The organism is Paraburkholderia sp. J12, assembly GCF_905220215.1.
In the GTDB taxonomy this organism is placed as follows: Bacteria; Pseudomonadota; Gammaproteobacteria; order Burkholderiales; family Burkholderiaceae; genus Paraburkholderia.
This window is the reverse complement of the sequence record NZ_CAJMZC010000024.1, coordinates 45,892-58,317: the sequence shown is the minus strand read 5'-3', so window position 1 is coordinate 58,317 and position 12,426 is coordinate 45,892. Positions and strand designations below refer to the sequence as shown.

Annotated in this window: 15 protein-coding genes and 1 tRNA gene; 6 read left to right on the top strand and 10 right to left on the bottom strand. The window is 61.2% G+C overall.

Features of this window, described 5'->3' with window-relative positions; all coding sequences use genetic code 11:
* Both U5760_RS30200 and U5760_RS30195 read left to right on the top strand, forming a co-directional pair.
* A partial coding sequence (locus U5760_RS30200; protein WP_415914206.1) for a glycoside hydrolase family 19 protein occupies positions 1-745 on the top strand: 745 nt, incomplete at its 5' end.
* 3 nt (positions 746-748) lie between these two features.
* Complete coding sequence (locus tag U5760_RS30195; protein ID WP_322015971.1) at positions 749-1,231, top strand: hypothetical protein; 483 nt, start codon at positions 749-751, stop codon at positions 1,229-1,231.
* Positions 1,232-1,326: 95 nt separating this feature from the next.
* Here the strand turns inward: U5760_RS30195 and U5760_RS30190 are convergent, their stop codons facing one another.
* The 10 genes from U5760_RS30190 to rph all read right to left on the bottom strand — a co-directional run bounded on the left by U5760_RS30190 (position 1,327) and on the right by rph (position 7,780).
* On the bottom strand, positions 1,327-1,557 hold the full coding sequence (locus U5760_RS30190; RefSeq protein ID WP_322015975.1) for an integrase: 231 nt from the start codon (positions 1,555-1,557) through the stop codon (positions 1,327-1,329).
* Positions 1,460-1,780, bottom strand: a complete 321-nt coding sequence (locus tag U5760_RS30185; RefSeq protein WP_322015970.1) for a tyrosine-type recombinase/integrase — start codon at positions 1,778-1,780, stop codon at positions 1,460-1,462. Before U5760_RS30185 ends, U5760_RS30190 begins: the two co-directional genes overlap by 98 nt.
* A gap of 205 nt (positions 1,781-1,985) precedes the next feature.
* Positions 1,986-2,129 (bottom strand): phage integrase central domain-containing protein, encoded by a 144-nt coding sequence (locus U5760_RS30180; protein WP_322015969.1) that lies wholly within the window; start codon positions 2,127-2,129, stop codon positions 1,986-1,988.
* Positions 2,130-2,989: 860 nt separating this feature from the next.
* Entirely contained in the window at positions 2,990-3,721 is a 732-nt protein-coding gene (locus U5760_RS30175) for a hypothetical protein (protein WP_322015968.1), read from the bottom strand.
* A gap of 9 nt (positions 3,722-3,730) precedes the next feature.
* Positions 3,731-4,441, bottom strand: coding sequence for a hypothetical protein (locus tag U5760_RS30170; protein WP_322015967.1), 711 nt, complete (start codon positions 4,439-4,441; stop codon positions 3,731-3,733).
* Between the two features lie 85 nt (positions 4,442-4,526).
* A complete protein-coding gene (locus U5760_RS30165; protein WP_322015966.1) occupies positions 4,527-4,808 on the bottom strand; it encodes a hypothetical protein in 282 nt (93 codons plus the stop codon).
* Between the two features lie 233 nt (positions 4,809-5,041).
* Positions 5,042-5,131: transfer RNA gene (locus U5760_RS30160), tRNA-Ser, on the bottom strand.
* A gap of 57 nt (positions 5,132-5,188) precedes the next feature.
* Positions 5,189-6,406 (bottom strand): radical SAM family heme chaperone HemW, encoded by a 1,218-nt coding sequence (gene hemW / locus U5760_RS30155; protein WP_322015965.1) that lies wholly within the window; start codon positions 6,404-6,406, stop codon positions 5,189-5,191.
* Positions 6,403-7,047 carry an RdgB/HAM1 family non-canonical purine NTP pyrophosphatase gene (rdgB, locus tag U5760_RS30150; RefSeq protein WP_322015964.1) on the bottom strand — a complete coding sequence of 215 codons (645 nt, stop codon included), beginning with the start codon at positions 7,045-7,047 and terminating at the stop codon, positions 6,403-6,405. Before rdgB ends, hemW begins: the two co-directional genes overlap by 4 nt.
* On the bottom strand, positions 7,040-7,780 hold the full coding sequence (gene rph / locus U5760_RS30145; protein ID WP_322015963.1) for a ribonuclease PH: 741 nt from the start codon (positions 7,778-7,780) through the stop codon (positions 7,040-7,042). The genes rdgB and rph overlap by 8 nt, the downstream gene beginning before the upstream one ends.
* A gap of 256 nt (positions 7,781-8,036) precedes the next feature.
* On the opposite strand from rph, the gene U5760_RS30140 reads away from it, so the two are divergent.
* From U5760_RS30140 to U5760_RS30125, 4 genes are all read left to right on the top strand, one after another.
* Positions 8,037-8,972: a YicC/YloC family endoribonuclease gene (locus U5760_RS30140; protein WP_322015962.1), complete on the top strand. Its 936-nt coding sequence runs from the start codon at positions 8,037-8,039 to the stop codon at positions 8,970-8,972.
* A gap of 14 nt (positions 8,973-8,986) precedes the next feature.
* Entirely contained in the window at positions 8,987-9,679 is a 693-nt protein-coding gene (gene gmk / locus U5760_RS30135; protein WP_322015961.1) for a guanylate kinase, read from the top strand.
* A 40-nt stretch (positions 9,680-9,719) separates the two neighbouring features.
* A complete protein-coding gene (gene rpoZ / locus U5760_RS30130; protein ID WP_006400783.1) occupies positions 9,720-9,923 on the top strand; it encodes a DNA-directed RNA polymerase subunit omega in 204 nt (67 codons plus the stop codon).
* An 88-nt stretch (positions 9,924-10,011) separates the two neighbouring features.
* A complete protein-coding gene (locus U5760_RS30125; RefSeq protein ID WP_322015960.1) occupies positions 10,012-12,381 on the top strand; it encodes a bifunctional (p)ppGpp synthetase/guanosine-3',5'-bis(diphosphate) 3'-pyrophosphohydrolase in 2,370 nt (789 codons plus the stop codon).
* The last annotated feature ends 45 nt before the right edge of the window (positions 12,382-12,426 follow it).

The following is a 12,426-nucleotide window of genomic DNA, read 5'->3' as shown; positions in this document are numbered from 1 at the left end:
CCCGGTCGGATTGGTGGGGAATTTCCTAAATCAAAGCCAACTAATAACGCTAGAAATGCTAGTGGCAGTTGAGCCATCAAATTCGGTTGCTTATTATGAAACGATTTTGCCCTACCTGAACAAGTACGCATCAATATATCTGGTTAACCAGCCCAAAAGAATTGCGCACTTCCTTTCGCAAGCGACGCATGAAAGCCAACTGCGCGCGTCCGAGGAAGGGTTAAACTACAATCCACAAAATATGAGAAAAACCTTTGGCTGCAAGGGCGGACCCCAAAATTATGACTCACACTGCGACGATTGCACACATGGCAGATTAAGAGAAAAACTTTGGAGTCAATCGCAATATTACGCTCATAATTCAGAGCCTCTAGCCGATTATGTATATGCCAATCGAATGGGAAACGGCGCCGAAGATAGCGGTGATGGGTATAAATATCGCGGACGCGGATTTATTCAAGTAACGGGCAAGGACGGCTACCAGTCATTTCAAGATGAGCATAATCGGAGGTCACCAGATGATCGACAGGATTTTATCGCGAATCCTGAAATTTTGTTTTCAAATTCCGAATATGCCGTCGAGTCGGCCTTTGTTTTTTGGGCGCGTACCAACCTGAATTCAGTTGCCGATTCTGGAACTGTCAAAGATGTGACGGAGGTTGTGAACGGAGGGCAAACAGGATACCCGGATCGTTTGCATCGCTTCAACATGATTGCCCCCATTTTAGGTCTGGCAACGGAGTAATTTATGGGAAAACCAAGAGTCATCGCCGCACTGATTATTAATTTGGCTGCAGCAACAGTTGCTCATGCAGAAGGGATGTGCAAATCTGGAGAATTGACAATCTTCAACTGTGCTTTATCCAAGTCAATTTCATCGCTGTGCCAATCTTCGGACAAAGGCGTTTTGACGTATCGCAATGGGATCGATAGGGAAGTTCGTTTTGAGCTATCGAATAAAGGCAACCAAAATTCGCCTGTTTTCTTTTTTTCCAATACCCCATACGCAGGAGGCGGAGAGGCTCATATTCGATTTTCGAATCAGGAATACACCTACTATTTATATGATAAGACAATAAAAACCGATGAAGGGCCTACGTTTTCCGCCGGTATAGTTATATACAAAAAAAACAAAATTTCAAATCTTGTTTGCAGTAATGACGCCTCCATTCACGAGGAGGCGTATCAATCCATGACCAAGGAAGCTTATCGTTCCATTGGCGCAAAGTAATCATTTCACCGATTTTCGGGCTGTCATCGTCATTTTTGTCGCAACTCGGCTTCGCGAGTCGACTTTTTTGTGCCCGCCCATTCCGGGTTCCTCAATCACGCTTTTGTGCCGCACACATGCGCCGCCCACGCTTGCATCATCGGGCGGCGCTGGTCCAGCAAATCAGTGCGGTGATAGGCCGCTTCGACCTTGTTCGCAACGGTGTGCGCGAGCGCCCGTTCGGCAAGGTCACGGGTGTAACCTTGTTCGCTGTAAAAATCGCGATGGCTGCTTCTGAAACCGTGCCGCGTTGCGACGCGCCCCGGCGTATCGCTTTTCGCTTTCACTCGACGTAATAGCGCCGTCAGGCGCCATATCAGATAGCACTTTGCCGCGCGGCGACGGAAACACCAAGGTCTCGTGCTGGTTCAATTCCTTCAGCCGCTTGACGAGCGCAAGCGCCACCGACGAGAGCGGGACGCGGTGCGGCTCTTTCGCCTTCATCCGCGTGCCGGGGATCGTCCACACGGCCGCGTCAAGGTCGAACTCGCTCCAGGTCGCGCCGCGCACTTCACCGCTACGCGCACCCGTGAGGACCGCGGAAAAGCATCGAGGCGCGCGTATTGTCGCCGGGTTCGATATCGCGAAGTTGCGCTTTCACGAAGGCGGGAATGTCGCGCCACGGCATCGCGGGCTGATGCTCCTTTTTCGCGTTTTGCTTCGGTAGAAGGTGATCGACAACGCCAACCGGGTTCGCCGTGATATGGCCGTGCGCCTAGGCCCATTGCATCACGGCGTGCATACGCTGGCGGGTACGGCTGGCGGTCTCGGCCTTGTCCAGCCAGATCGGCCTCAAGACTTCGGCGCAGTCGGCGGGCGTGATCGCGTCGAGCGGCTTTGTGCCGAGCTTCGGAAACACGTAGGTCTCTAACGTCGAAATCCACTACGCGGCGTGCTTCTCATTTTTCCAGCCGGGTTTGAGTTCTTCGTGGACCGTGCGTGCGGCCTTCTCGAACGTGAGCGCGGCGGCTGCAACGCTGGCGGCCTGCTGTTCGCGGTCGCGTTCCTCAACGGGTTGAAGTGCGTTCGCCTGTCTGTTAGCGCCATTTCAGCCCATCGTTTAGCCCATCACCGGATGGCGGATAACACCGGAATATTGTGGCCTGTTGCGGCGGTGATATGGCAGAAATGCGCTGTATCTATTGACTTTGACGGATTGACGCGGAAATTTACGGAATGAATTTTGGCGGACACCGCCTCCGCCAGATAATTAATTAAAACCCGTAAATTAAAACGTTTAAGGGTTTTTTTGACCCATCAATTAGCCCGTCACCGAGCCACGTTTCATGGCTGGCGCGTTGACTCCTCTCGAATTCGCCCCCATCGCGCGACCGCTGCGCACCGCTGCTAGAATCCCGCTATGTCCGTCGCACGGCGAGGGAACTGTGATGAGCAAGCACCATAGCAAAACGATTCCTGCTCAACGATGCGGGCGTCCTGTTCGGTGTATCCCGTCGCTGATACGCCAGGCGCGTCGCGACACTGTACGGCTTCAGAAGCAGTTTTCGCGATTTTTTCAGTGAACAAGGTTACGCCCGCGACTTCGCCGAGAGGGCGCTTGCGCATACTGCTGCAAACAAGCTTGAAGCGGCTTATCACCGCACTGATCTGCTTGCAGTGCGCCGCCCGATGATGCAAGTCTGGATAAAGTTTGTATGTAGCTTGCGAAATTAATCGGAGTCCGGTGCGAAACCGCAAAGCGACCGAACTCCGGATGTCTCAGTTAGGCTGATCGTCGCGCCATGTTTGGAACACCCGCATCAACTTTTTGACGCTCTGTCTTGTCCGATCGGAAGCATGTCCCGAAAAATAGGTTTTGTCGGTAGCGCTTACGGTCGCCGCATTGGTATCCAACCGAATGCCGCCAACTGATGTAGTCAGATACGTGACGTCGTAGCAGTAGGAGTCTGCCGCTTCCTCAGGCCGCTTGTACAGCAGCACGAACGTGCTCTTATGCAGTTTCTCCAGGTTAGCTGGAGCGCAAACCGGCACCGCGCCAAACTTGTCCGGTATCGACGCAGCAGGGTTCTGTTGCAGGAAGCTGGTTTTTACGTAACGACCATAATCCAGGCCCACCACAACGCCGCCGTTGACTACGTAACTTACGTTGTCCTCCCCATCAGTCGCAGAACCCACGCACTGCAATAAAATCGGCGTGGAATCTTTTCTCCATGCAACGGACGCGGTCCGCTCGCCACAGAGCGCTTTCGCTTCTGGTAGTGAGCGGCTGAAAATTGCCGAGCACTCTCCGTTGCTGTCGCAACTTCCAAACAGCGAAGGTGTTGCCGCGAGCGCGCCCATTGATGCAGTCAGAGTAAGCACCGCAGCGAGCCTAGATTTGACAAACATATGCATGTGCATTCTGGAGAATGAGATTGAAATTCGCGTTTGTTCGTTGGCTTGTGTACCCGTAGGCGGTGTATGAGTACGGCGATTGCTGAAGAATTCCAATTCGGCGACTCATACAATCTGCCACATATACGTGCTTTGCCGCTTTCGCCCGTTCTTCAACTGCAATACGCACAAGCACAGATTGACTTGCTGGACGGTCACCCGTAACTCTGGACTTGATTGCCTGAACAGCTGGCCAAACGGATGCGCCAGCACCGGCAGCAGGTCCACGCGCACGGTTGCCGTAGTGAATTCTTCGAGCGGCCCGACCTCTTCGCGGCAAAGATCCAAGACTTCCCATGCGGATAAATCGAAGCCGAAGCCCCCAATGACGCTCCCGTATGCCGCGTCTCCCTTCAGGGTTTCGCCTCCGTCCTCGCGCAACTCGGGGGTTTTTGGTGCGCCGCTAGCCGGTTGCCAGTTCGCGACCTTCGCCACTTCCTCGATGCCGGTCTCGTTCGGGTTGCCATCGTCGTCGGCCAGGCGGAATTCTGCCGCATGCTCGCGCAACCACTTCTTGATGGCATTTTTCACGCTTTTGCCGCTGGCCTGCGTGACCGCCAGCCAGGCATTCACGGCGGCGGCGAGCCTGGGCGCGTAGCGGGGGTGTTTCGGGTTCAGGTAGTCCGGCGTATCCGTCGCATCGGGAAAGAAAAATCCCGTCCTTATGCCGCGTGAAGCAAGCCACGCGCGAACGTCTTCCACAGCGACTGTTGTCAACTTCCAGTCCGGCGCGACGCGATAGATGACGATACGTGCGCCAATAGCCGAATGAGGCATCGGCAATGCCCCATGCCTCCGCCGCGTCGTCCGGCCTTATCCTGATTTTCTGCGCGTACGCTTCACCTTGCTCCGGCTCTTCATCCTATCCCCGATGCCATGCCATGCCATGCCATGCCGTGCGGCGGATGGTTGCTTTCAGATGCCTGGCCATGACCGCATTTTCAAGCGCGGTCTGCGCCGTCCGTACCCATGCAATCCCGCTGCTATCGGTCATGTTGCTTTCGGGGTCCCTGAAGTATTGGCGGGACTCATCGATAGAATGCGGGTCAACGCCGACGATTAGCGCGGCTGCATCCTCTACGCTGAGCGGGTCAACGAGGTTCCATAGAGGATTGATGGCCCTGTACGCATATGGATCGTTCACGCTAGCCTCCCAAAGGCTTGCCGTAGCGCTCACGCCGTTGCAGTAGCAGGCGCAATTTGCGCGCCGGACATGCGCGGATTCTAGCGGAGCGCGGCTAACACGTAACAGGCGCAAAGCGTCCGGCAAAATCAAGATTCAGCCGCGAAACGCTGCTCGATGATGGGCTAATTGATGGGCTGAAAAAACAAAGACAACGTAAGTATTTGAATTTGCGAGGTTTCAACCGTCATTGATGGCGGAGGCGGTGAGATTCGAACTCACGGAAGGGTCACCCCTTCGCCGGTTTTCAAGACCGGTGCATTCAACCACTCTGCCACACCTCCGGAGCCGCGCATTGTAACCCAAAAGGTAACCCAAAAGACCAACGCGCCGGCAGCGCTTCACCCCGCTTCCTTGAGAAACATCCCCTGCAAATCGTTGAGAAACCGTTGCCCCAGTTCGGTCGGCGCAATCGTTTCGTGAGTGCGTGTGATCATCCCGCGCCGCTCGGCTTCCTGCAGCGCAGGCTCGATCGATGTCATCGACAGGCCGGTGCGCTCGATGAAGCGATGTACCGGGAAGCCTTCCACGAGCCGCAGCGCGTTGAGCATGAACTCGAACGGCAGATCGCGCGGACCGACTTCGCGTTCCTCCTGCACCGGCGAGCCGGCGCGTGCCTGTTCGGTAAACGTCGCCGGATGTTTGTAGCGCGCCTGGCGCACGATGCGATTGGGAAACGAGAGCTTGGTATGCGCGCCCGCGCCGATGCCGAGGTAATCGCCGAAGCGCCAGTAGTTCAGGTTGTGGCGGCTCTGCCGGCCCGGTTTCGCGTAGGCCGATACCTCGTAACGCTCGTACCCCGCCTGGGCCGTGCGCGCGTGAATCCAGTCCTGCATATCCGCGGACGAATCGTCGTCGGGCAGCGCGGGCGGGAACTTCGCGAACAGCGTGTTCGGCTCCAGCGTCAGGTGGTAGAGCGACAGATGCGGCGGTGCGTACGAGAGCGCCGTTTCGATATCGGCCTCGCATTCGGCGAGCGTCTGCTGTGGCAGCGCGAACATCAGGTCGAGATTGAAGTTCTCGAAGGTCGTCGCCGCGACTTCGACGGCGTGGCGCGCCTGCGCCGCGTCGTGGATGCGGCCGAGCGCCTTCAGATGTCCCTCGTTGAAGCTCTGGATACCCACCGAAAGCCGGTTCACGCCGCTTGCGCGGAATTGCGCGAACTTCGCCGCTTCGAACGTGCCGGGATTGGCCTCCAGTGTGATCTCCGCGTCGGCGTCGAGCGGCAGCAGCGCGCGCACGTCAGAGAGCAGGCGGTCGAGCCCCGCCGCCGAGAGCAGGCTGGGCGTTCCGCCGCCGATGAACACCGTATGCACCTGGCGGCCCCAGACGAGCGGCAGCGACTGTTCGAGATCGGCGCGCAGTGCGTCGAGGTAGTCGTCCTCGGGGAAGCGCTCGCCTTTCCATTCGTGCGAGTTGAAGTCGCAGTACGGGCACTTGCGCACGCACCAGGGGAAATGCACGTACAGCGCGAGCGGCGGCAGCGAAGCGAGCCGGATGTGGCCGGGCGTCGAGAACGCCTGGATCACGCGCTGGCCGGTTTGATGCGCGTCGCTCACGCGTCCTCCTTCAGGCGCGCGAGCAGCTGCTTGAGCGCCATCGCGCGATGGCTCGAAGCGTTCTTCACGGCAGGGTCGAGTTCGGCGGCCGTGGCGTGGTGCGCGGGCAGGAAAAAGTACGGGTCGTAGCCGAAGCCGTTTGCGCCGCGCGGCGCGTCGAGCACGACGCCGTGCCAGCGGCCTTCCGCGATGAGCGGCTCGGGGTCGTCGGCGTGACGCACGAGGGCGAGCACGCAGTAGTAGTACGCGCGCCGGTCCGCCTGATCCTTCAGGCGCTCGACGAGCAGCGCGTTGTTCGCCGCATCGCTCTTTTTGCCGCCCGCGAGCTGCGCAAAGCGTGCCGAGTACACGCCCGGCGCGCCGCGCAGCGCGCGCACGCACAGGCCGGAGTCGTCGGCGAGCGCGGGCAGGCCCGTGAGCTTCGCGGCATGGCGCGCCTTGGTGAGCGCGTTTTCGACGAAGGTCGGGTGCGGCTCTTCGGCTTCCGGCACGTTGAACTGGCCCTGCGGCAGCAGCTCAATGCCGGCGGTGGCAAAGAGCGCTGCGAATTCGCGCAGCTTGCCCGCGTTGTTCGACGCGAGCACGACGCGCGCGAGCGCGCTCCCCGCGCTCGTGCCGGAGGCGTTCGTTCCGTCAGCCATGCGCGATCTCCAGCGCGGCCTTCTGCTTCTCGACGAGCGTGCGGATGCCGTTCTCTGCGAGATCGAGCAGGGCGTTCATCTCGTCGCGCGAGAAGGGCGCGCCCTCGGCCGTGCCCTGGACTTCCACGAGGCCGCCCGAGCCCGTCATCACGATGTTCATGTCGGTATCGCACTGCGAGTCTTCGGCGTAGTCGAGGTCGAGCACGGGCACGCCTTCGTACACGCCCACCGAAATCGCCGCGACGTAGTCGGTGATCGGCGAGCGTTCGAGGCGGCCGGTGGCGAGCAGTTTCGATACGGCGTCGTGGGCCGCGACGAAGGCGCCGGTGATGCTGGCCGTGCGCGTGCCGCCGTCGGCCTGGATCACGTCGCAGTCGAGGTTGATCGTGCGCGCGCCGAGTGCTTCGAGGTCGAACACCGAGCGCAGCGCGCGGCCGATCAGGCGCTGGATTTCCTGGGTGCGGCCCGTCTGCTTGCCGCGTGCGGCTTCGCGGTCGCTGCGCGTGTGCGTGGCGCGCGGCAGCATGCCGTACTCGGCCGTGAGCCAGCCCTGGCCCTTGTCGCGCAGGAACGGCGGCACGCTTTCGGAGACGCTCGCCGTGCACAGCACCTTCGTGTCGCCGAATTCCACGAGCACCGAACCTTCGGCGTACTTCGTATAGTGGCGGGTGATGCGGACGTCGCGCAGCTGGTTGACGGGGCGGCCGCTCGGGCGCTGGATCGATTGAGTCATCGTGAATGCGTGCGCGCGGGCACGGTAAGGAGGGGGAAACCGCGATTTTACCGCTTGCGGGCGGCGCGCGAGGCGCGGCGCTCCCGCTCCGCGCCGGGCGGCCCCGCACCGCCGTGCGCACGTGTCGTGCCCCCAAAAATGGGATAATACGGTTTCTCCGCCCCGCGTCCTTTTGAACACGCCGGGCGCCTCGATTCCCCCGCCGTGTCCCGCGTCCTGTCCGGCGCGCCGCCACGGCCCATTCGCGAGACGAACCATGATTTACAGCATGACCGGCTACGCAAGCGTCACGCGCGAGCTTGCTGCGGCTTCGGGCACGGGCGGCGCCAGTGTGTCCGTCGAACTGCGCACCGTGAACTCGCGCTTTCTCGACCTGAACTTCCGCATGCCGGAAGACGTGCGCGTGTGCGAGCCGACGCTGCGCGAAATGCTGATGACGAAGCTCTCGCGCGGCAAGGTCGACATTCGCATCAATGTGCAGCGCAGCGAGCAGGCCGCGAACGCGGGCGCGCTCAACCGCGACGCGCTCGATCAGCTCGCCGCGCTCGAGCGCGCGGTGCTCGAAGCGTTCCCGGAATCGGGCCGCCTGCGCACCGGCGAGATCCTGCGTTGGCCGGGCGTGCTCGCCGAAAGCGGCGTCGCCGCCGAGGTGCTGCGCGATGCGGTGCTGGGCTGCGGCAAGCAGGCCATCGCCGAACTGATCGACGTGCGTGCGCGCGAAGGCGCGCAGCTCGCGAACATGCTGCTCGCCAACGTTGCCGAAATGGAAGCGATCGTCGCGAAGATCACGCCGCTCGTGCCCGAGCTGATCGTGAAGCAGCAGCAGAAGATCGTCGAGCGGCTGCAGGAAGCGCTCGGGATCGCCGCGCCCGAAGCGAACGGCAGCGGCACGATCGGCACCGTTTCGCGCGAGGAGATCGCCGAGCGCATTCGCCAGGAAGTCACGATGTACGGCATTCGCATCGACATCTCCGAAGAGCTCTCGCGCCTCACCGCGCACCTGAACGAAACGCGTCACGTGATCGAGAAGGGCGGCAAGGTGGGCAAGCGCCTCGACTTCATGATGCAGGAGCTCAACCGCGAGGCCAACACGCTCGGCTCGAAGGCCGCGGCGAAGGAGCTGGCGGACGCGTCGATGACGCTCAAGCTCCTCATCGAGCAGATGCGCGAGCAGGTCCAGAATCTCGAGTAAAGGAAGCAACGAACATGACCGACCAGACCAGCGAAAAGAAGCCGCGCAATCCGTACGCGGGCGTCTATCCCGGCAACCTCTTCATGGTGGTGGCGCCGTCGGGCGCGGGTAAATCGACGCTCGTGAACGCGCTGCTCGCGCAAGACAGCGCGATTCGCCTGTCGATTTCGTACACCACGCGCGCGCCGCGCTCGAAGGAGCGCGACGGCGAGCACTACCACTTCACGACCGTCGACGATTTTCTCGCGCGCCACGCGACGGGCGAGTTCCTCGAAAGCGCGGAAGTGCACGGCAACTACTACGCCACGTCGCGCGTGTGGATCGAAGAGCAGATGAAGATCGGCAACGACGTGCTGCTCGAAATCGACTGGCAAGGCGCGCAGCAGGTGAAGAAGCAGTTCCGCAATGCGGTGGAAATTTTCATCCTGCCGCCTTCGCTCGACGCGCTGGCCGATCGCCTCAGAAAGCGTGGCGAAGACGAGCCGAACGTCATCACCCGGCGGCTGCTCGCGGCCGGTAGCGAGATGGCGCACGCGAGCGAAGCGGAGTACGTTGTGATCAACGAGAACTTCGATCGCGCGCTGCAGGAACTGCGCAATCTGGTCGCCGCCACGCGTTTGCGCTTTGTGTCGCAATACGCGCGGCACACGGAGCTCTTCGTGCAGCTCGGCATCCACCAGCCGCAGCCCGGGTCGTCGAGCACATAAGGTAGAATAAGAACCTGCTGAGAATGAGAAGGAAACCGACATGGCCCGCATCACCGTCGAAGACTGTCTGAAACAGATTCCGAACCGCTTCGAACTGGCGCTCGCTGCGACGTATCGCGCGCGCCAGCTCGCACAAGGTCACACGCCGAAGATCGAGAGCCGCGACAAGCCGACCGTCGTCGCGCTGCGCGAGATCGCGGCTGGCCAGGTAGGCCTGGAAATGCTGAAAAAGGTGCCCGTTTAACGGCGCCTCGCCGGCATTGCCTGCCATGTAAGTTCATACCGCGCGCGAGCCGCTTTACTGTCAACGCCAACCTGATACGGAGGGGAACATGAGCACGACGCCCTCGCCGGCCACCGAGGTGGACCAGGAAGCCGAGACCGCGAACCCCGCGCGCAACTATATCGACGCGGTCCTCGAGCAGTCGTTTCGCCATCTGTTCGGACCGACCGCGACGCCGGAGCAGCCCCGCAAGCACGGGGTCGTCTCCATCGCCAATCTGACTGCCGCGCTGGCTGCCTACCTCACGCCTGAGGAAATCAAGGAAGTCAAAGCGGCGTTCCACTTCAGCGACGAAGCCCACCTCGGGCAATATCGCCAGAGCGGCGAACCTTATATCACGCATCCTGTCGCTGTCGCGGAGATCTGCGCCGGCTGGAAGCTCGACGCCCAGTCGATCATGGCCGCGCTCCTGCACGACGTGATCGAGGACCAGGGCGTGACCAAGGCGGAGATCGCCGAGCGCTTCGGCGCGAAGGTCGCCGAACTGGTCGACGGGCTCTCCAAGCTCGACAAGATGGAGTTCCGCAACCGCGAGGAAGCGCAGGCGGAAAACTTCCGCAAGATGCTGCTCGCGATGGCGCGCGACGTGCGCGTGATTCTCGTGAAGCTCGCGGACCGGCTTCACAACATGCGCACGCTCGGCGCCGTGCCGCCGGCCAAGCGCCGGCGCGTGGCGCGCGAAACGCTCGACATCTACGCGCCGATCGCGCACCGCCTCGGGCTGAACAATACTTATCGCGAACTGCAGGACCTGAGCTTCGCGAACTTCAATCCGAACCGCTACGCCACGCTCGAAAAGGCCGTGAAGGCCGCGCGCGGCAATCGCCGCGAAGTGGTGGGGAAGATTCTGGAGTCGGTGCAGCGCGCCATTACCGAAGCGAAGCTCGGCGCCGAAGTCACCGGGCGCGAGAAAACCATCTTCAGCATCTACAAGAAGATGCGCGACAAGCAGCTGTCGTTCTCGCAGGTGCTCGACGTGTACGGCTTCCGGGTCGTGGTGGAATCGGCGCTCGAGTGCTACACCTGTATCGGCGCGCTCCATGCGCTCTACAAGCCCGTGCCGGGCAAGTTCAAGGACTACATCGCCATTCCCAAGGTGAACGGCTATCAGTCCCTGCATACGACGCTCGTGGGCCCGTTCGGGGCGCCGATCGAGTTCCAGGTGCGCACGCGCAAGATGCACGAGATCGCCGAAGCGGGCGTGGCGGCGCACTGGCTCTACAAGAACGGCGGCGCCGATCTGAACGACGTCCAGAAACGCGCGCACCAGTGGCTCAAGTCGCTGCTCGACATCCAGAGCGAGGCCGGCGATTCGAGCGAGTTCCTCGAACATGTCAAGATCGACCTGTTCCCGGACGCCGTCTACGTATTCACGCCGAAGTCGAAGATCATGGCGCTGCCGCGCGGCGCCACGGCGCTCGACTTCGCGTATTCGATCCACAGCGACCTCGGCAACCAGTGCGTCGCGGTGAAGATCAACAACGAACTGCTGCCGCTGCGCACCGAGCTCAAGAGCGGCGACATCGTCGAGGTGATCACGGCGCCGTATTCCAAGCCGAATCCCGCGTGGCTCGGCTTCGTGCGTACCGGCAAGGCGCGTTCGGCGATCCGTCACTATCTGAAGACGATGCGCCTTACCGAGTCGGTGCAACTGGGCGAGCGGCTTGTCGACCAGGCGCTGAAGGGTTATGGCTACCAGCTTTCGGACGTCACGCCGGAAGTGTGGGAAAAGCTCGTGCAGTGGACCGGCAACAAGGATCGCCAGGAAATTTTCGCGGACATCGGCCTTGGCCGGCGCGTGGCGGCGGTCATGGCCAAGCGCATCGAGGTGCTCATCAACGGTCTCGAAGCCGACGACGACGAGCATCACCACCATCCGCCGCGCGATCCGAACGCACCGCATGCGCCGCCCGTGGTCATTACGGGCACCGAGGGCATGTCGGTGCAGCTGTCGGCCTGCTGCCGTCCGATTCCGGGCGACGACATCATGGGTTATATCGGAATCGGGCTCGGCATGGCGATCCATACCACCGACTGCCGCGTCGCACAGCGCATCCACAAGCGCGATCCGGGCCGCTGGATCGACGTGGCCTGGGCGCCGCAGCCGGGGCGTCTTTTCGACGTCGCCGTGAAGGTGCTCGTGAAGAACACCAAGGGCGTGTTCGCGCGCGTGGCGGCGGACATCACGTCGGCCGACGCCAATATCGTGCATATCGCCATGGACGACGATCTCGCCCAGGAGTCGAACCTCCTGCGCTTCGTGATCCAGGTGAGCGACCGCGTGCATCTTGCGAACGTGATGCGTCGCGTGCGCACGAACCCCGACGTGATGCGCATTGTGCGCGAGCGTCCGAGCGACGAAGGGCATCATCGCCACGACGGCGGCATGCGGATCGACCGCGAGCGCGCCGACTACTGAGCCGTGGGCGAGGGCAGGCGTTCGCCGCCCTTTGCCGCAATAATC

Coding starts and splice junctions, on each gene's coding strand:
- U5760_RS30195 (WP_322015971.1), top strand. CDS start 749: ATGGGAAAACCAAGAGTCATCGCCGCACTGATTATTAATTTGGCTGCA.
- U5760_RS30170 (WP_322015967.1), bottom strand. CDS start 4,441: ATGCCTCATTCGGCTATTGGCGCACGTATCGTCATCTATCGCGTCGCG.
- rdgB (WP_322015964.1), bottom strand. CDS start 7,047: ATGGCTGACGGAACGAACGCCTCCGGCACGAGCGCGGGGAGCGCGCTC.
- rph (WP_322015963.1), bottom strand. CDS start 7,780: ATGACTCAATCGATCCAGCGCCCGAGCGGCCGCCCCGTCAACCAGCTG.
- U5760_RS30140 (WP_322015962.1), top strand. CDS start 8,037: ATGATTTACAGCATGACCGGCTACGCAAGCGTCACGCGCGAGCTTGCT.
- gmk (WP_322015961.1), top strand. CDS start 8,987: ATGACCGACCAGACCAGCGAAAAGAAGCCGCGCAATCCGTACGCGGGC.
- rpoZ (WP_006400783.1), top strand. CDS start 9,720: ATGGCCCGCATCACCGTCGAAGACTGTCTGAAACAGATTCCGAACCGC.
- U5760_RS30125 (WP_322015960.1), top strand. CDS start 10,012: ATGAGCACGACGCCCTCGCCGGCCACCGAGGTGGACCAGGAAGCCGAG.